Below are 20,538 nucleotides of genomic sequence, written 5' to 3' on the forward strand. Positions count from 1 at the left end.
TCATTACCTTTTAACTGCCGTGAGGTCGGCCCGATACCGTAGGGTAGTCTGGCGGATTTTTCATTCCGATGTGCGCTTCCGCAGAGTGGGTACTGACGACTGTTTTTCCGTCGTTAGCTAATTCCGTGGTGTTGGAGTTTCCATGTCTTCCTACCGATTTGTGGCTGTGAGCGTTATTCGAGCCTTTGAATGGTGTCGGGTTGCCATTCCCGTAGGCATGGATTTGGACTTCTGAACCATCGGGGTGTACCCAGCGCTGATTTTTGGTATTCGCAGGATTCGTTCGGGTGTAGCCGTTTTTGCGTAGGATTTTCTCCACTTGGCGCACGGATTTTCCTTTAAACGACGGCAACTTGGCGACACTGGGTTTATTGGCAAATCTGCCCCTGGCATCGATCCATCTTCCTTTTGAATTCTGTCGGGTTGCCAGGCCACAAGCCAGCCCGAGTGGGTCTATCCAGGTAAAGGGGTTAGGAGCGTAGACATACAGATTAAATCCGCCCGCTAGACCAATCGGATCCGGTGTTGTAAATCGTCCTACATCCGGGTCATAAAATCGGAATGTATTGAAATGCAGTCCTGTCTCCCGGTCCAGGTACTGCCCCTGAAACCGCAGGTTCTGCTCCTCAATGTAATAGGGCTCACGCACCTCCTCAAGCGTGTTGCCCCATACTCGATAGGTCGCCTGCCAGATGTTGCGCCCATCGGCCTCGGTCAGTTGTTCCGGAAGTCCATTAAGATCGTTGTGGTAGTAGCGAATTTTTTGCAGTTGTCCTGTGCCATCGACACGGGCTAACGGTTGATAGCCGTCGTCTTCGCCCTCGTAGACGTAAAGGCTGGTTTGGTTATGTCTATGCTCCTGCAGCAGACGCAGGCCATCCCAGGTGAAGCGCGTCACGACCAGCGAATAACCATTGCTGGCATGTTCGGTTTTTTCGATACGGCGGCCTAACGGGTCGTAGGCCATCCTGACGACGCTGCGGTTTTCATTGTGCACTTCAACCAGTCGGCTTTCGGCATCGTAGACAAAACGCTGCACACCATGTGCGGTGCTGCGCTTTTCAATCATTCGGCCCAGCGCATCGTATCGATAACGCTTATCTTGATAAGTGAGCAGTCGGTTATGCCTTACCAGGCCACCTTGGAGTGGGCTGTCGAGTAGGTTGGCTGCAGCATCGTATGCATAGGTTTCGCTCCGTCCCCCTTGGTGGCTGACAAGGATACGACCGGTACTGTCGTATCCCAGGTGCTCTTGACGGTCGTGCTGGCGTTCGGTACGACGACGTCCGATCAGGTTGTTGCCATGGTCGTAGCTATAGTTGTTCTCAGCGGATGGAGGCAACTGCCACGGTTGGTCAATGCTGCGACGCTGTCGTGAGCGCACCCTTCCACTACGGTCGTATGCAGTATTTGTCTTGAGTTTGCCTTGAGTGCGCTGCAGTTCGCGATGCAGACGGTCACGTTCAAAGTCACTGATAACCTGTCCGTCGATATTCAACTGATGCAGGTGGCCGCTGCCGTAATACAAGCGATTCAGCCACCGACCATCGGGCAGGCCGGTTTGGATCAGGTTTCCAAGTTCGTCGTAGCGATGCTGCACAGACCCGGTGGAAGTTTGTTCTTCAAGCAGTTGCCCCAATGCGTCATAGCGCAAGCCAAGTACTTGCTGGCGACCATCGGGGGCGGTGAAGGAGGCACCGGTCAGTCGATCGTTCAGATCATGCCAATAACATGTGGTGCCGTCTGCAGTGACTTTGCTGATCAGGCGCCCGAGCGGATCCCGCTGGAATTGGTGCCTAAGCGGAGCTACCGGCTCTCCATCTATACCGGGTAGATGGTCCACGGCTATAACGTCATCCAAAGGGTCGTAGGTATAACGCCGCAGGCTCTTGTCAATCCCTTGCTCTTGCACCAGTCGGTCGGCTGCATCCCACTCGAAACGATAGCTTTCACCGTTTTCATTGGTCAGCGTCGACAGCCGCCCGTAGGCATCATGATCGAATATCACGGTACGGTTATGCGCATCCCAGCGTTGTATGACTTGGCCGCGAAGGTCATAGGCATATCGCGAAATGTTGCCGGCGGGATCAATGTAGGCGGTCAGGTAACCACCGGTACTGCGCTGAAACTGTTCGAGCCGACCATCGGGGAGTTGGCACTCCAGAAGCAAGCCCTCAGGACTGTATCGATAGTGCAGCGATTCCCCTTCGGCATTAATTTGCCTCACTTGATTGCCGAACGCGTCGTACTCATAGCGGGTGGGATAACCGGAACAATCCACATCTTCGACAAGTTGGCTCCACTCGTTCCAATGCAGTTTCCTGGTCTTTTCTGCGGCGTCGATGATCTGCACCGGCTGACCGAAACCGTCATAGACGTAACGCGTCCGGTTGCCCAGAGGGTCGATTTCTTCGATGCAGTTGCCGCGCTGGTCGTAGCGATAATGCCAACTGTGGCCGGCGGTGTCGGTTTCCACCACGGGCAAAGCCCAATGGGCCAGCCACTGTGTGCCGCTGCTTCTGGCCAGTGGATCGGTCACTGCACTCAAATTGCCGGATTCATCGTAACTGAAGCGCCACTGGCCATTTTTCGGATCAATCGCGCCGAGCAACTGGCGATCTTCGCTCCACTCAAACTGCCACGTATGGCCCAGGTGATCGACGTAGCGAGTGATCTGATACTGCGGGTTCCAATGCCGGGTGCTGACGCGCATCAGGCCATCGGTTACACGGGTAATGCCGGCGTCCAGGTCGTAGTCGAAGGTGTATTCATCGCCTGCATCTGTCCAGTGCCGATTGACGCGCCACTCCGCGCCGTCTGGTCCTGCGAGTTCAGCCCATTGGTAGAAGCAGCGCAGGCCACTCGGCAATTGGTGCTCGGCCATGCGCCTGCCACTGTCGTAGGCAAAGCGCCGTTGGGTCGTGCCTTGTGCGTCCAGGACCTCGGCAAGATCGCCGTTGCTGTCATAGCGATAACTGACGAGCACGTCGCTGCGCGCATCGAAATGATCCTGGCGCAGGTAGCGCCGTTCGATGTGGCTCACACGCCGTGGATGTTCTGTCGAATAACTAAGGTCCACATGCATCAAATCATGTGTGTCGCGCAGGCGATACAGCCGTCCCTGGGCATCGTAATCGAGGAAGATCCGCCCTTCATTACGATCACCCAGCAGCTGCAAGCGCATCCGCGAGCTGTTCAGCGGGTCGGGCTCGAACAGCCGATACAGGCCGTCGATGCTCTCGATCAATACCGCGCCGTCGCCACTGCGTCTGACCGCAAGGCCTTCGCCCGGGTCGAATGCTCCGCCGGACAAGGGGATATAACCGATCTCCAGGCGACGGCCTTGTTCATCGATGTAGAACAGGTTTTCGTCTGGGTCTGTCTCGACCGACACCTCATACGCAACATTCCAGCCAGCGCCAAAGAGGCCATCCTGGCGAGTGTCGAGGCTGCTGTAGAAGCGTTGCCAATCGATGGGGAGCAAGCCTGGCAGCACAAAATCCAGCTCCTGCTCATCACCCAGGATCTTGGCGCCAGTCGCACTGTGCACCGGATTGGGCGAGCCATTTATGGCGCTCTTGAGCGCAGAGGTGACCTTGCTGGTTGCGTAAGAGACAGCACCCCCCACCAGCAAACTGCCGGCCAGGCATGGCAGCTTGGTCCAAAAGCACTTCACATTGCCCCGCAACGCCATCACCACGGCAATCGCCAGGCCTACGCCTGGTGTTTTCCCGCTGCGAATTTCCTGCACCACGATGGTCTCGCCACCGATGCGCACATCTGGCGAGATCAGTCCCTTGGCCGTGCCGATCTTGGCATCACAGGTACTGCGATCACCGCTGCGCGCCGCAGGCTGCCCATTGATGAACACCGAACTGGAGCCTTCGGCAATAAATTGCAGGGGCATGGGTGGGTGTTTGGTACACCCGACGGTATCCAGCAGGCAAGGCACTGTGCCGGCCGCGGGGGAGGCCACGGTCGGGCGCCACATCTGCGAGAAAAACTCGCCGGCCATGTCCAGGAAACTGGGCTGCGGCGGTTCGCTGGGCGCGACCGGCACAGCCAGCATCTTGCCAGCGGCCCGGGCGGCCTTTTTGCCATTGATGAAGACGTCGTCCGAGCCGCTGGTGATGAAGGCATCGATCACCGGCGGAAACACCCAGTTGGCGGCGGACTCGCACCAACTGGATATCTTCAGATCAGCCCCCGTGAGCCCTGCGGTGATCCCGACGACCGCCCCCACCACCAGCACCAAGGCCACGCCACCTGTGGCGATGGTTGCACCGGTCGCCAGGAACACCGCCCCCGCAACGGCCAGGCAGCCCACGGTAGTGATCGCCGCATAGGCGGCTACTTCCAGAACACCGCCGAGAATATCGGCCATCACCGAGGTGTGCAGCAGCGCGTCACCTTGCCGTGCGGCCCAGAGGTCTTCACTCATGGCTCAGGCTCAACTCAGGGTGTGGCGAGAAAGTTGAGTGTGTTTTTCAGCGTTGCCCAGTGCGCCGCTTCGGCAGGGCCCAGAGGCTGGGTCTTGACGTAACTCAGGGCGATCAGTTGGCGTGTGCCGGGTATCTGCATCGCCAGCTGATATTGGTAAATATTGTCGCTGCCTTTGTTAAAGCGGTTTTGTACCTCAAAGGCATCGATATCCTGCGCCGGCCCGACCTTGACAGCTTGCGCCGGCGAATAACGAAGGTCTTTGACTTGCTGTTCGAGCTTCTTCAATTGGCCTTCGAAATTGCTTTGCAGGCTCTCGCCGTCGGCCAGCGGGCTGCGGCTGACCACCAGCGTGGTGCCTAACTTGGCGAACTTGAGAATGTTGATCGAAGTGTCCTGTACCTCAGCATCGGGCAGGGTGAACTGGGCTTCGTTGATCAGGTAATTCATGGTGAAGAAATCTCGTTATTGACCAGCGCCGGGCTTGCCGGGAAATTTTGATTCGACGGCGGATTTGATCGTGCCTTGCTTGCCCTGTGCGCCAGGCAAGGTGCCCTTGTCACTGCCCAGGTTGATATCCAGCTTGCCCTTTGTCTGGATCTTGCTACTGCCGGTGGAAAACAGATTGAACGAGCCACAGGTGAGGTTGATGTCTCCGCCTGCCTTAAGCTCGATAACACTGTCACCGCACACCAGGCGAATACTCTCACCTGCCTCAATGGTGTAATTCGTAGCAGCGCTGTCAGACTTGGCCCCACCCACTAGAACGGTGTCGTTGTTTCGCACAACTCGCAGGCGGTTATTACCAATCGTCACCGTCTCGTTATGCCCAATGCTCTTGTTACGGTCATGCCCCACCGAGTGGCTTTCATCCACTTCCACCACGATGTCCTGATTGCGCTCGGCGTGGATATACAACTGCTCCAGCCCCTTCTTGTCCTCCATGCGGATTTCATTGAAGTTGGCCGGCGTGCCGCCTTTGCTGGAACGGCTTTTCATGCCGCTCTGGGTGGCGTTTTCCGGCAGGTCGTAAGGCACGGTCTGCTCGGCGTTGTAGACGCGGCCGGTGATGATCGGCCGGTCCGGGTCGCCTTCCAGAAAGCTCACAATCACTTCCTGGCCGATCCGTGGGATTTGCATCGAACCCCAGTTTTTACCGGCCCAGGACTGCGACACACGAATCCAGCACGAGCTGTTTTCGTTGGACTGGTCGTGACGGTCCCAGTAGAAGTGCACCTTCACGCGGCCGTACTGGTCGGTCCAGATTTCTTCGCCTTTGGGGCCGACCACCAGCGCAGTCTGCGGGCCTTTGACGATGGGCCGATAGGTGCTGGCCAACGGTCGGAAGCTTTGCTGGGCGTCAATACAGGTGAGGCTGCTTTCGAACTGCGCCGACCCTGAGCCGCCGCCGGTTTCCAGGCTTTCCTGGACGATGGCATAGCGGCAGCCGACGATCAGGTATTCGCGGTTCTGGTCCTGGCGGCTGAAGCCGGTGAGGCTGAACAAATGGCCCGAGCCCAAGCCCCGCGCATTACCGCTGAACTCGATCTGCTCATGCAGGGTTTGCAGGGCTTCAATGCGGGTGCGCGCGTAGTGTTCGCCGTCGGCGCTTTGCACGTAGGTGCCGGGGTAGTCGTACAGCGGGTAGTCGCCGGCGGTGTGCGGGCGCGGCATGGCCGAGCGTACGTCGATGCTGGCGCTCGGGCGCTGGAAGTCGTAGTCGTTAAGCTCAAGCGACCCAGGCTGCACTTCCTGCGCCAGGTGCCAGTTGTGCATATGGTCGCGTTCGCGCTGCTGCTCGTCCTTGGGGTAGTACGGGATCGATGCGTAGCCCGGCACCGTGGTGTGGGCGCCATAAGCATCGGCCAGCACCAGCACATGACGGTCCTGCTCATGGCGGAAGAAGTAGTAAATACCTTCCTGCTCCATCAGGCGGCTGACGAAATCGAAGCTGGTCTCGCGATACTGCACGCAATATTCCCACTCGCGATACGGGCGGCTCAGCGCGTCCTCGAAGTCGGAAAAACCCAGGTCGCGGAACACCTGCTTGATGATCTGCGGGATGCTCAGGTTCTGAAAAATCCGGCAGTCCGAGGTGCGGCTGAGCAGCCAGAACCAAGGGCGCAGGGTCACCTGATAACTGGCGAACTGGCCCTGGTCGATATTCTGGCTGCAACGCGCGACGATGCCGTGGAAGTGCCGCTCGCCACCGTCCGCCAACTGCACGCCGACACTCATCGGCTTGCCCAGCAACTGGTTAAGGTCGATGTTGGCGTCCAGCGAGGTCAGTCGCAGCTCATAGTTGAACAACCTGCCCAGCTCTTCGCCGCCGCCCATTTCATTGAGCAGCAGCACATCCGGCCCCAGAGGGCTGGTGATCTTGGCCAGGCGTGAGGCTTGGTTGAATAGCATCGGTAGTCCCGTAAATACCTAAATAAAACTGAAGAAACCGAATCCAACTGTGAGAGCTGGCTTGTGTGGGAGCCGGGCTTGCCCGCGATGCAGGCACCTCGGTGTGGCAGGCGCACTGAGGTGATGCTATCGCAGGCAAGCCAGCTCCCACACAAGCCCACTCCCACATTTGAATTGCGTTCCGTCAGGTCAATCGCTGAAGTCGTAGTGCAATTCATTATCCCGGCTGCTGATACGCACACCCGCCAGCGCCTTGCCTTGGAGCATGCGCGTGAGGAATTCACGGCTCATGTCCGGCAGCAGGCTGTTGGTCAGGATGGTGTCGATCATGCGCCCGCCGCTTTCGGTTTCGGTGCAGCGCGAGACGATCAAATCGACCACCGCGTCGTCGTAATCGAAGGCGACTTTGTGGGTGTTCTCCACGCGCTTTTTGATGCGATTGAGCTGCAGGCGGGTGATCGCCTTGAGCATCTCATCGCTCAACGGGTAATACGGAATCGTCACCAAACGGCCCAGCAGAGCCGGCGGGAAAATCTCCAGCAGCGGTTGGCGCAGGGCCTTGGCGATTTCTTCCGGCTCGGGGATGTTCGCCGGGTCTTTGCACACCTGGGAAATCAGTTCAGTGCCGGCGTTGGTGGTCAGCAGGATCAGGGTGTTCTTGAAGTCGATTACCCGGCCTTCGCCGTCCTCCATCACGCCCTTGTCGAACACCTGGAAGAAGATTTCGTGCACGTCCGGGTGGGCTTTTTCCACCTCGTCCAGCAGCACCACGCTGTAGGGTTTGCGCCGTACCGCTTCGGTCAGCACGCCGCCTTCGCCGTAGCCGATATAACCCGGCGGCGCACCCTTGAGTGTGGACACGGTGTGGGCTTCCTGGAACTCGCTCATGTTGATGGTGATGACGTTCTGCTCACCGCCGTACATGGCTTCGGCCAGGGCCAGGGCGGTTTCGGTCTTGCCCACACCCGAGGTGCCGGCGAGCATGAACACGCCTATCGGTTTGCTTGGGTTATCGAGCCCGGCGCGGGAGGTCTGGATGCGCTTGGCGATCATCTGCAAGGCATGGTCCTGGCCGATGATGCGTTTTTTCAGATGCTGGTCGAGGTTGAGCACCGTCTCCAGCTCGTTGCGTGCCATGCGGCCCACCGGGATGCCGGTCCAGTCGGCGACCACCGAGGCCACGGCCTGGTAGTCCACGGTCGGCAGGATCAGCGGGGTTTCGCCTTGCAGCGCAGTGAGGCGTTGTTGCAGGTCGACCAGTTGGGCGCGCAACTCATCGTTGCCGCTGTCTACCACGCCCGCCTTTTCGCGTAAGGTCGCGCGAGTGGCCAATAGCTCATCAACCAGGGTTTTTTCTTCGGCCCAGCGGCTTTCCAGCGTCGCCAGGCGTTCGCGTTCGGCGCTCAGCAAGGCTTCGCTATGGGTTTGACGCGCACCAATGGCGATGCCGATGGCATGCTCGCGGGCGATGATTTGCAGCTCGGTTTCCAGCGCTTCGATGCGACGGCGGCTGTCGTCCACTTCGGCCGGCACGGCGTGCAGGCTGATGGCGACGCGCGCACAGGCGGTATCGAGCAAACTGACGGACTTGTCCGGCAACTGTCGTGCCGGGATGTAGCGGTGCGACAGTTTCACCGAGGCTTCCAGGGCTTCATCAAGGATCTGCACCTGATGGTGTTTTTCCATGGTCGAGGCCACGCCGCGCATCATCAGCAGCGCTTTGTCTTCCGACGGTTCGGCTACCTGCACCACTTGGAAGCGGCGAGTCAGGGCCGGGTCTTTCTCGATGTGTTTTTTGTACTCGGCCCAGGTCGTGGCGGCTACGGTACGCAAGGTGCCACGGGCCAGTGCAGGCTTGAGCAGGTTGGCGGCATCGCCAGTCCCGGCGGCGCCACCGGCACCTACCAGGGTGTGAGCTTCGTCGATAAACAGAATGATCGGCTTGGGCGAGGCCTGCACGTCTTCGATAACCTGGCGCAGGCGCTGTTCGAACTCGCCCTTCATGCTGGCACCGGCTTGCAGCAGGCCGACGTCGAGGCTGCGCAGCTCCACATCCTTGAGCGCAGGCGGCACGTCACCGGCGACGATGCGCAGGGCGAACCCTTCAACCACGGCGGTCTTGCCCACACCCGCTTCACCGGTGAGGATCGGGTTGTTCTGGCGCCGACGCATCAGGATGTCCACCAGTTGGCGGATCTCTTCATCACGCCCCACGATCGGGTCGAGTTTGCCGCTGCGCGCCTGCTCGGTCAGGTCGACGGTAAAGCGCTTGAGCGCTTCCTGCTTGCCCATCGCACTTGGCGCCATGGCACCGCTGGCTTCGCCCGGTACGGCACCGGCACTGAAGCCATCGCTGGCACTCAGCGCATTCTCCGGCGAATCGCCGACGTATTCGTCAAACCGCTCGCTCAGGGCCTCGGCCTTGATCTTGTCGAACTCAGATGACAAGCCCAGCAGCGCATGGCGCAGGCTCGGTGTCTTCAGAATGCCCAGCACCAGGTAGCCGGTACGCACCTGGCTTTCGCCGAACATCAGGCTGCCGTAGACCCAACCGCGCTCTACGGCTTCTTCCACGTGGGAGGACAAGTCGGTGATCGACGTCGAACCACGCGGCAGGCGGTCCAGCGCTTCGGTCAGGTCACGGGCCAGGCGTGCCGGCTCCACGTTGAACTGACGGATGATGCGGTGCAGGTCCGAGTCCTGCAGTTGCAGCATCTGGTGAAACCAGTGGGCCAGTTCCACATACGGGTTGCCCCGCAATTTGCAGAACACGGTGGCGGCTTCGATGGCCTTGTAGGCCACGCTGTTGAGTTTGCCGAACAGTGCGGCGCGACTGATTTCACCCATGCTCTGGATTCCTTGAGGTGGTGGCGTGATCGGCGTAATGCCGGGCCAGGATTAGGTCGTTGGCGTCATGCTCGGGTTGGCCGAGCCAGGTGTTGAAGCCCAGGCGGAATTGGCCATTGAGTTGCAGCTTCGGGACTTCAGGTTGTTGCAAAACCAGGTTCAAGTCCCAGTCCAGTTCATGGCCCAGGTACTCGGCCACCCACGCCACCAGCTCGTTGAACGGCTGGCTGCCGGGCAGCATGCCCATGTAATCGTCCAGCTTGAGCGGGCCCAAGCGGATGCGGAATTTATGCTGGAGATCCCACACATGGCTGCCCAGGCAAAAGTCCACGCCCAACTGGTTGGCGCTGACACTCACGCGGCTGCGCTCCGGCAGTTCCAGCCATTGGCCGACGTATTCTTCGATGGTTACCGGCAGGCCGAAGTACTCGCTGAGAATGGCTTTCAAACCGTCCGGGTAGCGGGTTTGCGCCGACAGGTGGCCGCTGTAGTGCAGCTTCGCGGTATCCGGAATCAGCCCCTGATTCAGCAGGCTCGGCATGCCTCGACCACTCAGCGCCGCGAGGCGTGCGGACCAGTAGTCATCATCCGGGCGGTCGTGGCTGACGGTCGGCCGTGCCTCGGCCCAGGCTCGGTAAAACAGGCTGAGCAGGCGATGGTGGAACACATCCAAAAACTGTTTGCTGGTGCTGTCGGCGTTGTTGCGCTGGCGTTCGCGCACGTACTCGGTGATATGCAGCGGCAAGGGGCCGTTGGGGCCGCCGAGGCCGAAAAAGAACTGCTCCAGCCGTGCCGGTTTGCCATTGCCGGCGGGGTCGACCGAGGCCAATGTGGCCGGTGCGAAGGTGCAATCGGCTTGTTGCCCGAGGCGCAGTGGGTCATCGGCCAGGCGCAGGGAATGGCCCAGGCGCGGCAGCTCGGGCGATTCGCACTCGATACGCCGCAACGCCTGAAAGAAATCGTATTCCCAGGGCTCCTGATGCATCGCATCCAGTGTGTTCACAGGGTCGGACGTCGCCCGGGCTTGGCTTTCCATCGCATGATCTCGCCGCGTTCGGTGGTACGGATCACCGTCTCGGTAAAGCTGTTGATCGACACATAACGTGCCAGGAAGCGCTCCAGCACCGCACCGAGCAGGAACACGCCGGTGCCGCGAAACGCGTTTTCATCGAATTCCAGGGTGATTTCCAGGCCGCGCCCAAACACGATCGGGCCGGGCATTGGCAGGCGCCGGGTCACGGCTTTGCTGCTGACTTCGCGCAAGCCTTCGATCTGCAATTGCAGGGCCGCGTCATTGCTGTCGCCGTACAGGCGCAGCAGTTCACGCAAGGCGCCGGCGCCCTGGCCTTGTTCGCTCAGCGACAGGTAGTTGAGCGACAGCTGGCTGATCAGGCGCCACGCTTTGGCGTCATGGGCATGGCTGGCACGCGGGCGACTTGGCCCGGCGACGCAGCGCACAGACAACACGGGCGCGCTGTCGGCCAGGGTGAAGTCGGTCTTGCCGTTGCCCACGCTCATGAACAGCGGCAGATCGCGGTTGGTACACAGCGCGGTCACGCCGAGCTGGCGCAGGTCATGGCGGTAGGGCGCTTGCTGACTGTCGACCAGGCTGACAAAGGTTTCGCTGCCCACATAGGTGGAGCGCGGGCCGTTACGGCGTTGGTCACTGGACAACACGCGTGGCTCGCGGCGCAGCGTGTAGTAAGCCTGATCGCGGCCGTAGCGGGACGGATCGCGCACCGCATAGAACGGCAGGAACGGCTGCTCCGGCCCAGTGCCATGGCCGGTGATGCCACTCAGTGAGTGAATCTCGAAATCCATCGGCCGCGTGCGATCGGCGATCACATGGTGTTCGTTAACACGGTCCGACAGGTGGATACGGTCGACGCGTTTGGGAAACAAGTTGATCGCCGGGGTGCAGAACGGCAGGAACTGCGCGGCGCCGACACTGCCTTCCAGGCTCGGCTCGTGACGGTCGAACAGCACGATCAGCTCCAGCTCCTGGCCGTCGCAGCGTTTGACCGCACGGCTCAGCTGCGCAAATTCGACGAACAGGAAACGGTGGGGCAGGGCGAAGTATTCCTGCAATAGCCGGTAGCCCTGAAACGCCCGCGCCACCACCGGCATGGCCGCATCGGCGTCGTCAAAACCCCGGGAGCGCAGCGCGTCTGGCGGCAGGCGCTCGACCCAATCGCCACCGGGTTTGCGGGCGAACACCGCGCACGCATTGCCCAGCAGTTGTTCGTAAAGGCGGAACGGCTGCTCATCGGCGCCACTGAGGTACAGCGGCAGGCTATCGAGGTCGAGGCTGTTGAAGGGTAATTCGGCGCCGGTGCGCAGAGTCAGGCGCAGGCCGGCTTTGGCCTTGGGTTCGCTGGCCGCCAGGCGACCCAGTACGGCAGCGGGGTTGCCGAAGTACTCGGCGCCACTGACCTGCAACGGCCACAGCGTCACCGGGTGCGCGGTGCGGTACTCGCAGCAAGTCTGGGTTTCGCGGCCCAGTGCTGCGCGCAACACGGTGTCGCGTGGCAGCGGGAAACCACTGGCCAGCGAGCCTTCGTCGGGGTCGGTCTGCAATTGCACCACGGTCATCGACGGCGTGGGCGCGAGGTAGTGCGGGTAGGCGATTTCCAGCAGGTTATGGGTGAAGGTCGGGTACTCGGCGTCGAGCTTGAGCTGCACCCGGGCCGTGAGGTAGGCAAAGCCTTCGAGCAAGCGTTCGACGTACGGGTCGGCGCAGTCCATGCCGGACAACGTCAGCCGACTGGCGATCTTCGGGTATTCCTTGGCGAACTCGGCGGCGCTTTCGCGCACGTGGTGCAGTTCCTGGTTGTACAACTCCAGCAGGCGCGGGTTCATGGGCGCCTCCGTTGGTCGGCATTGACGACACGCACATGCCCGGATTCCAGGTCCAGGTCGGTTTGCAGCAGCAGGCGCAACGGCACCGGCTGCGCCCACAGGTCGCCTTCGATCTCGAAACTCAATGCGTTGTGGTTCATCTCGCCATGGCCCACGCGGGCTTTGACGCGCAACGTGTGGCGCAGAATTCGGGGTTCAAAGGTGGCAATCGCCTGATAGATCAGGGCTTCCAGGGCTTTGATATCCACACTGGAAACACTATTGCCCGCCAGCGCCGGCAGGCCGTAATTGACCACCGATGTGCCAGCCGGGGTGTGCAACGTGGCATCGGCGTCGAGGAGCGACGTGGTATTAAGCAGCCACGCCAGGTCGCGCAGCACCGAGGCTTTCAATTGGGTCAGGGACAGCACGCGTTTATCGGCGCTTTCCTTGGGGTTGGTCGGGTCGTCGTCGGTCAGCCGGTCCAGCAGGGACGGTTGCAGACGGTCGCGGGAAGCGATTTCAGTTACCACCAAAGCAGCTCCACGGACGGGCTAAGAGAGGGACAAGGTGCCAGGGGCCGCAGCGAGGTGCTGCGGCCGCCAGGGCTATCAGCGCTTGGTGTTGGAACGGATGTTCCAGCCAAACTTGATTGCGCCGCCGTCTTTGGTGCCGTCGGCTTTCTGCGGCTGGTAGTCGACCATCACTTGAGCGAAGTTCAGGGTGACGTTTTCGGTCAGGCGATCATCGGTGCCCGAGCCGCCGGTGCTCAGGGACGTGACCAGCACTTCTTCCAGGTTGATCACCATGTACTCGACCTGGCTTTCGCCACCGGCCTTGCGCACGGTCAGCTTGACCTTGTCGATGTGCTTGCCGCTGGCGCAGTGCATCATCAGGTTAGGTGAAGCCTTGTCGACGTACTTGGTCAGCGACAGGTCCTGGATATTCACCTTGCCCGCGCCGCCGCCACCGCCCACATGCATGTTGCCGGACTGGGCCATGCCCCAGCTCCAGTTCAGCACGTCGATTTCGTCCTTGTGGGCCTTGTCCATGGACTCGCCCTTGATGTCGCCGATTTTGATGAAAATATCAACAGCCATGTTTTCTCCCTGTGTGGCACGGGCCACTGAATTTGGTGATGCCCAAAGGGGCAATGCTGTTCTGTGGGAGCTGGCTTGCCTGCGATTGCATCACCGCGGCCTGACTGACAAACCGAGGTGCCTGCATCGCGGGCAAGCCCGGCTCCCACAGAAGAGCCGGTTCAACCGTTAGTTACGCGCTTTTTGCCGATGGCAGTTTCGATACCAGGCGCAACGACACCGTCAGCCCTTCGAGCTGGTAGTGCGGGCGCAGGTAGAACTTGGAGTTGTAGTAACCCGGGTTGCCTTCGACGTCTTCCACGATCACTTCGGCGGCGGCCAACGGGTGCTGGGCCTTGGTGGTTTCGGTGGAGTGTGCAGGGTCGCCGTCGACGTAGTTGAGGATCCAGTCCTGCAACCAACGCTGCATCTCGTCCTTCTCTTTGAAGGAACCGATCTTGTCGCGCACGATGCACTTCAAGTAGTGGGCGAAGCGGCAGGTGGCGAACAGGTACGGCAGGCGCGCAGCCAGGTTGGCGTTGGCGGTGGCGTCCGGGTCGTCGTATTCGGCCGGTTTCTGCAACGACTGGGCGCCGATGAACGCGGCGAAGTCGGTGTTTTTCTTGTGCAGCAGCGGCATGAAACCGTTTTTGGCCAGCTCCGCTTCACGGCGGTCGCTGATGGCGATTTCGGTCGGGCACTTCATGTCCACGCCACCGTCATCGGTAGGGAACGTGTGGGCCGGGAGGTTTTCCACTTCACCGCCGGACTCCACGCCACGGATGCGCGAGCACCAGCCGTAGTGTTTGAACGAACGGTTGATGTTCACCGCCATCGCGTAAGCGGCGTTGGCCCAGGTGTACTTGGAACTGTCGGCGCCGTCGGTGTTTTCTTCGAAGGCGAAGGCTTCCACCGGGTCGGTCTTGGCACCATACGGCAGGCGCGCCAGGAAGCGCGGCATGGTCAGGCCGATGTAGCGCGAGTCTTCCGATTCACGCAGCGAGCGCCAGCCGGCGTATTCCGGCGTGGTGAAGATCTTGGTCAGGTCGCGCGGGTTCGACAGTTCCTGCCACGAGCCCATGCCCATCACGGTCGGCGAAGCGGCCGCGATGAATGGCGCGTGCATGGCGGCGCAGACTTTCGACAACTCGCCCAGCAATTCGACATCCGGAGGCGACTGGTCAAAGTAGTAGTCGCCCACCAGGCAACCGTACGGTTCGCCGCCGAACTGGCCGTATTCTTCTTCGTACATCTTCTTGAAGAGCGGGCTCTGGTCCCACGCCGTGCCCTTGAATTTTTTCAGGGTCTTGTGCAGTTCAGGTTTGGCGATATTGAGCACGCGAATCTTCAGCTGCTCATCGCTCTCGGTGTTGTTGACCAGGTAGTGCAGGCCGCGCCAGGCGCTTTCGAGCTGCTGGAAATCCGGGTGGTGGATGATCTGGTTGACCTGGGCGGTGAGCTTGGCGTCGATGGCCGCGATAATCGATTCAATCGACTTGATCGCGTCATTGGAAACCAGGTCCGTCTGCGCCAGAGCCTGCTCGGCCAGGGTGCGCACGGCGGTTTCCACGGCTTCGCGGGCACGCTCGGTCTTGGGCTTGAATTCTTGCAGCAGCAGGTTGGCGAACTCGCTGGCTTCTTCGGTAGCCCCCAGAATCTGGGAGCCTTCGCGGGCGGTATTGTCGGTCATGATTACTGATCCCCTGCTGGCTTAGGCGCGCTGGCAAGTGCCTGAAGCAGTGCCGGGTCCTTGATCGCCTTCATGATGATTTCTTCAGCGCCAGTCTTGCCGTCCATGTAGGTCAGCAGGTTGGCCAGTTGGGTGCGGGCTTCGAGCAACTGCTTGAGCGAATCGACCTTGCGGGCCACGGCGGCCGGGCTGAAGTCGTCCATGCTTTCGAAGGTGATGTCCAGGCTCAGGTTGCCTTCGCCGGTCAGCTCATTCGGTACGTGGAAGGCTACGCGTGGCTGCATGGCCTTGAGGCGCGAGTCGAAGTTGTCGACGTCTACCTCAAGGAACTTGCGATCAGCCACAGGCGCCAGCGGCTCGGCAGGCTTGCCGGCGAGGTCGGCCATCACGCCCATTACGAAGGGCAGCTGGACCTTTTTCTCGGCGCCGTAAAGCTCGACGTCGTACTCGATCTGCACTCGAGGCGCACGGTTGCGCGCGATGAATTTCTGAGAACTTTGCTTCGCCACGTTGCTGCTCCTGGTCGCTTGAGCGACGGTGTTGTTACTGCACAGTCCGGCGGCTTACTCGCTTTCCGGGCCGCGCAGGTTTTCAAATTGGGACATGCCGTCGGGGATCAGATTGCGCACGATGGCCGCAAAGTCGGCGTGCACCAGATGCTTCGCCCGGTTCAACAACACCGGCAGCGGGCTCGAAGGCTCGTGCCGGGTGTAGTACGCAAGGATCTTGTCGAGGCTGCGCAGCACGTCATCGCGGGTGGCGATGTCGCCCGTGGGGCGCGGTGCTGCGGGGGCGGCGGCGAAATCGACCGAGGGGGCATTGTCTTCACTGACGGCCTCGGGTTCGCTGCTGCCTGCAGGGTCGGGTACGGCTTGATTGAGGATCTGCAGCGCCTGCTTGAGCGGCTGCTTCAACAGACTCAGGTCTACGCCCTGGGCCGAGCCGACCTGGTCGCTGACCTGTTGTTCGATGGCCTCGCAGGCGGCACGCGCGGCACTCAAGGCGTCGCGCGTGGCTTGCAGGTGTTCGGCGTCGCTGTCGAGGAACGCGGCATTGAGTTGCTGCGCGCCGAGTTGCTCATCCGGGAAGTTCGACAGGCCGCTGGCGTTGAGCGCCGCGCGCAGGCTCACCGGCCCGAACGTGCGCGAGCGCGTGAGGATGCTCTCGCGCAGCAGGCGAATGGTCGCGTCGCTGGTCAAGCCGGACAGGGCGTTGATGCGTACGGTGGGGTCGTTATCGTCGTCGGCATCCAGGCGCGGGTACAGGTCGGCCCAGTATTCGCGCAGCAGCGCGTTGATCAACGTAAGGACTTCGGCAAGCCCGGCCACACCCTGGAGGGCGAGGGAGCTTTGCAACAGGAAATGGGTGATGCGCAGGTCTTTGCTGCGTTGCAACAAATCGAGGCTTTGCTGCTGGATGCTGCGCCATTGCGGTGGTTCGGCGGGCAGGATCGAGTCGCCCATGCTGCGCTCGGGTTGGCCCTTGGCGTCACGTTCCAGTTGAAGGAATTGCGCGTCATATTCCAGGTCTTCACCACAGGGCGAAGTCGCGGAAACGGCGGCGAGCAGCAACGGCACATCCACTTGATTCGATCTCCTTATCAGCCCGTTAGACGGCGGGCAATGCATGCATTAGTTACGCTATGAACTTTGCATGTTTTCTTGGTCATATAGTCAGCGTGCCACTATAGTGCCATCACTTATGTTCAAGAAGTTGTGCATTTTTGGTGTAGTAGTTACGCGTTGTCAAGGTAAGCTACTCGCCCTCTGTGACAGATGTGCGGTGTTTAACACACTGCGCGACTGATGGGTCTGACGGCGGCCCAAGACAGGATTTTTGTCACGGAAGCCGGTTAAGATCAGCGATCATGCTGACAAAAGCAGATTTTACGGTCGGTTGCACGACTTGGCAGGGCGTTTACGGGAAACGCCCTCCCTTGGAATAGACCGCGCGCGATGTATCAGCAAGGAGGCAAGATGTCGCTGTGTTTGACTATCACTAGTTATCACAAGATTACCCCTGGGCAATGCTCTGAAAAGTCCATGGATCAGGGCGTGATGGCTATTGGCCGCAATTCCGACAATGACTGGGTATTGCCTGATCCAGAGCGGTTAGTCTCCTCGCAACATTGCGTTATTCAATACAAAGATGGCCGTTACTATCTGACCGATAACAGCACAAACGGAGTCGAGCTGGTTAACGCCGGCATCCGGATGCGTAGAGGGAACAGCGAGCCGTTGCAAGATGGCGAGTTGATCCGCATCGGCGATTACGAGATCCAGGCGCGTATCGACTTCAACGTGCAGGCGCTTGATAGCCAGCCGTTCAGCGGCGATTCGGCGAACAGTTTTGAAGCGCTGATGGGCGCGGTGGCGAACAAGCCTGCACCTGTACCTGCGCCTGTGATCGCGCCGCAGTTCCAGGGCGCCTCGTCGATGGACACGCTGCCGGACCTGTTCGACTTCCTCACCCCGACCACCGTGCCGCCGCCAACTGTGGCGGACCACGTACCCAGCGAGCAGCACGATTTTCGTCCGCCAACGCCGGTCGCGGTGCCTGTGGTCGAAAAGCCCGCAGTGTCAGGCTCGGTGATTCCCGAAGATTGGGACTTGTTCGGCGACACGCCAGCGCCCGTCGTAGCAACTCCCCAGCCGGTTGCACCCGTTGAACCATCCCCCGCGTCAATCATGCAGCCGGCCGCGGCCGCCCCGGACATTTCCTCGCCGCCCGACCTGCTCCAGGCTTTCCTGCGCGGCGCCGGGCTGGACCAATTGCGTCTCGACAAGGCTCAAGCCGAAGCACAAATGGAAAGCATCGGCCGCAGCTACCGCCTGATGGTCGAAGGCCTGATCGACGTGTTGCGTGCCCGCGCCAGCCTCAAGGGCGAGTTCCGCATGCAGCAGACGATGATCCAGCCGGCTGAAAACAACCCGTTGAAATTTGCGCCGAATGCTGACGAAGCCTTGTTGCTGCTGCTTCGTCATGGCAACCAAGCGTTTATGGCGCCGGACGTTGCCGTGCGCGACAGTTTCGACGACCTGCGCGCCCACCAACTGGCGGTGATGGCCGGTGTGGAAGCGGCGATCAAACACCTGCTCACGCGTTTTGAACCGGCACAGCTGGAAGAGCGCATGGGCAAGCCCGCCGGGCTGTCGAGCCTGTTCAACGGTTCGCGCCAGGCGCAGTACTGGCAGCAGTTCACCGAGCTCTACAGCAATATTTCCCGTGAGGCCCAGGAAGATTTCCAGGTCCTGTTCGGTCGCGAATTCAGCCGTGCATATGAAGAACACAGCGCACGACAGCGACGCTAAAACGCGCCGCAATAATGGATAAAACGGATAGCTAAGTACGTCATTGAGGACGCAGGATGATTCCCAGGTTTTTACTCGCAGCCGCCACCGCACTGCTGCTGACGGCGTGTGCCAAGGACGCGGTCAAACCCGAGGCTGCCACTGAAGCCGAGGCGGGCACTGCCGCCGTCGAGCTGCACTTTCACGCCATTGCCGGGCTAAACCCCGGCGCCAACGGCCAGGCCGCTCCGGTACGGGTGCGCATTTTCGAACTGAAAAACGCCGCCACCTTCAGTCGCTCCGACTACTTCGCCTTGGCCGATCGCGCGCAATCCACCCTTGGCCTGGACCTGCTGGACCAGGATGAAGTGATGATCCAGCCCGGCCAGCAACTGAGCATACAGCGCGACCTTGACCCCGCCACACGCCAGATCGGCTTGTTGGTGGGCTATCGCGAGCTGGACCGCGCGCAATGGCGCACGGTGCTCACTGTACCGGCGCGCCAATACACCGAATATCAGATCAGCCTCGATGTGCGTGCCGTACGCGCCGACGTCGTGGTTCCCCCATCCAGCCCTGCCCAATAAGAAACCCTCGGAGCCCCCATGTCCTGGAACAATCGCGTGGTCTGGTCGGAAGGCATGTTCATCGGAACGCAGCACTTCCAGCAGCATGACCGTTACCTGGAAAACCTCATCGACGCGCGCAGCCGCCCGTTGTCCGCCGGTGCCTGGGGCTTTTCCGAGTTGCTTATTGACCAGGGCCTGCTGGCCCAGGGCAAGCTGGCGATCGTGTCGGCGCGTGGGCTGTTGCCCGACGGCACGCCGTTCAATATTCCCCAGGACGACTTGGCGCCGAGCCCGCTGAATATCGACGACAACCTGCGCGACGGCCTGGTGTACCTGGCCTTGCCGCTCAAGCGCGCCGGTGCGCGAGACACGGTGGATGAAGGTGAAGCGCTGGAAGCGGCGCGCTACGTAAGCCAGGTGCGCGAAGTGCGCGACGATAACGCGCCGTTTGAAAACCGCGCACCAGTGGCCGTGGGCTCCCGAGCGCTGCGCCTGTTGACCGCGCAGGATGGCATCAGTGACTACGCCGCCATTGGCCTGGTGCGCATCAAGGAAAAGCGCGCCGATCGTGCATTGGTGCTCGACGACACGTATATCCCACCGGTTTTGGACGTGGCCGCGAGCAAACCACTGACTGCCTTTCGCAGCGAACTGCTCGGCCTGCTGCACCAGCGCGGCGAAGCCCTGGCGGGCCGCGTGGTCGCCTCGGGTGCGGGTGGTGCTTCGGAAATTGCCGACTTCATGCTGCTGCAATTGGTCAACCGGGCGCAGCCGCTGATCCAGCATTTGAGCCAGTTGAGCCCGCTGCACCCTGAGCGGCTTTTCAGCGAGTTGGTGAGCCTGGCGGGTGAGTTCGCCACGTTTTCCACCACGGGCCGGCGCCCGCAGGAATACCCGCAATACCAACATGATGACCTGGCCCTGAGCTTTGCCCCGGTGATGGCAGCATTGCGTGAAGCCTTGTCGATGCTGATCGACAGCAAAGCCACGCCGATCCCTATTGTGGAAAAAGCCTACGGCATCCACGTGGCCATGCTCGCCGACAAAACCCTGCTCGACAGTGCCAGTTTCATCCTCGTGGTCCGCGCCGACGTGCCCGGCGAAACCCTGCGCGCACGCTTCGGCCAGCAGAGCAAAGTCGGCTCGGTGGAGCACATCCGCGACATGGTCAACCTGCAACTGCCGGGCATCGGCCTGTTGCCGTTGCCGGTGGCGCCACGCCAGATCCCCTACCACGCAGGCTCCACCTATTACGAGTTGGACCGTGGCAGCGAGCACTGGCAGCAACTGAACAACTCCGGCGGGTTTGCCTTCCATATCGCCGGGCAGTTCCCGGGCTTGAACCTGGCCTTCTGGGCGATCCGAGGATAATT

Annotated in this window: 14 protein-coding genes; 3 read left to right on the forward strand and 11 right to left on the reverse strand. The window is 60.8% G+C overall.

Going from position 1 to position 20,538, the window contains the following annotated elements:
• Positions 1 to 10: 10 nt before the first annotated feature.
• From AOA59_RS15920 to tssA, 11 genes are all read right to left on the reverse strand, one after another.
• Positions 11 to 4,441, reverse strand: coding sequence for an RHS repeat-associated core domain-containing protein (locus tag AOA59_RS15920; protein ID WP_256593059.1), 4,431 nt, complete (start codon positions 4,439 to 4,441; stop codon positions 11 to 13).
• A 14-nt stretch (positions 4,442 to 4,455) separates the two neighbouring features.
• On the reverse strand, positions 4,456 to 4,890 hold the full coding sequence (locus tag AOA59_RS15925) for a DcrB-related protein (RefSeq protein WP_056860866.1): 435 nt from the start codon (positions 4,888 to 4,890) through the stop codon (positions 4,456 to 4,458).
• A 15-nt stretch (positions 4,891 to 4,905) separates the two neighbouring features.
• Positions 4,906 to 6,852: a type VI secretion system Vgr family protein gene (locus AOA59_RS15930; RefSeq protein ID WP_099488255.1), complete on the reverse strand. Its 1,947-nt coding sequence runs from the start codon at positions 6,850 to 6,852 to the stop codon at positions 4,906 to 4,908.
• A 189-nt stretch (positions 6,853 to 7,041) separates the two neighbouring features.
• The gene (gene tssH, locus AOA59_RS15940) at positions 7,042 to 9,699 is read right to left on the reverse strand and encodes a type VI secretion system ATPase TssH (protein WP_099488259.1); all 2,658 of its coding nucleotides are present in this window, start codon (positions 9,697 to 9,699) and stop codon (positions 7,042 to 7,044) included.
• The gene (gene tssG, locus AOA59_RS15945; RefSeq protein WP_099488261.1) at positions 9,692 to 10,735 is read right to left on the reverse strand and encodes a type VI secretion system baseplate subunit TssG; all 1,044 of its coding nucleotides are present in this window, start codon (positions 10,733 to 10,735) and stop codon (positions 9,692 to 9,694) included. Before tssG ends, tssH begins: the two co-directional genes overlap by 8 nt.
• Complete coding sequence (gene tssF, locus AOA59_RS15950; RefSeq protein WP_099488262.1) at positions 10,699 to 12,558, reverse strand: type VI secretion system baseplate subunit TssF; 1,860 nt, start codon at positions 12,556 to 12,558, stop codon at positions 10,699 to 10,701. The genes tssG and tssF overlap by 37 nt, the downstream gene beginning before the upstream one ends.
• Positions 12,555 to 13,070: a type VI secretion system baseplate subunit TssE gene (gene tssE, locus AOA59_RS15955; protein ID WP_005792513.1), complete on the reverse strand. Its 516-nt coding sequence runs from the start codon at positions 13,068 to 13,070 to the stop codon at positions 12,555 to 12,557. Before tssE ends, tssF begins: the two co-directional genes overlap by 4 nt.
• Before the next feature lie 78 nt (positions 13,071 to 13,148).
• On the reverse strand, positions 13,149 to 13,637 hold the full coding sequence (locus AOA59_RS15960; RefSeq protein ID WP_005792512.1) for a type VI secretion system tube protein Hcp: 489 nt from the start codon (positions 13,635 to 13,637) through the stop codon (positions 13,149 to 13,151).
• 172 nt (positions 13,638 to 13,809) lie between these two features.
• A complete protein-coding gene (gene tssC / locus AOA59_RS15970) occupies positions 13,810 to 15,306 on the reverse strand; it encodes a type VI secretion system contractile sheath large subunit (RefSeq protein WP_056860861.1) in 1,497 nt (498 codons plus the stop codon).
• A gap of 2 nt (positions 15,307 to 15,308) precedes the next feature.
• Positions 15,309 to 15,815: a type VI secretion system contractile sheath small subunit gene (gene tssB / locus AOA59_RS15975; RefSeq protein ID WP_017135823.1), complete on the reverse strand. Its 507-nt coding sequence runs from the start codon at positions 15,813 to 15,815 to the stop codon at positions 15,309 to 15,311.
• Between the two features lie 54 nt (positions 15,816 to 15,869).
• Complete coding sequence (tssA, locus tag AOA59_RS15980; protein WP_069787143.1) at positions 15,870 to 16,889, reverse strand: type VI secretion system protein TssA; 1,020 nt, start codon at positions 16,887 to 16,889, stop codon at positions 15,870 to 15,872.
• 393 nt (positions 16,890 to 17,282) lie between these two features.
• Between tssA and tagH the strand changes: the two genes are divergently transcribed.
• From tagH to tssK, 3 genes are read left to right on the forward strand one after another with little or no spacing between them, the layout of a single operon-like run.
• Positions 17,283 to 18,617, forward strand: a complete 1,335-nt coding sequence (tagH, locus tag AOA59_RS15985) for a type VI secretion system-associated FHA domain protein TagH (protein WP_099488267.1) — start codon at positions 17,283 to 17,285, stop codon at positions 18,615 to 18,617.
• A 56-nt stretch (positions 18,618 to 18,673) separates the two neighbouring features.
• The gene (gene tssJ, locus AOA59_RS15990; RefSeq protein ID WP_099488269.1) at positions 18,674 to 19,183 is read left to right on the forward strand and encodes a type VI secretion system lipoprotein TssJ; all 510 of its coding nucleotides are present in this window, start codon (positions 18,674 to 18,676) and stop codon (positions 19,181 to 19,183) included.
• Between the two features lie 18 nt (positions 19,184 to 19,201).
• Complete coding sequence (gene tssK / locus AOA59_RS15995; RefSeq protein ID WP_065931920.1) at positions 19,202 to 20,536, forward strand: type VI secretion system baseplate subunit TssK; 1,335 nt, start codon at positions 19,202 to 19,204, stop codon at positions 20,534 to 20,536.
• Positions 20,537 to 20,538: the final 2 nt, after the last annotated feature.

The sequence above is a fragment of the Pseudomonas sp. 2822-15 genome (assembly GCF_002742515.1).
GTDB lineage: Bacteria > Pseudomonadota > Gammaproteobacteria > Pseudomonadales > Pseudomonadaceae > Aquipseudomonas > Aquipseudomonas salomonii.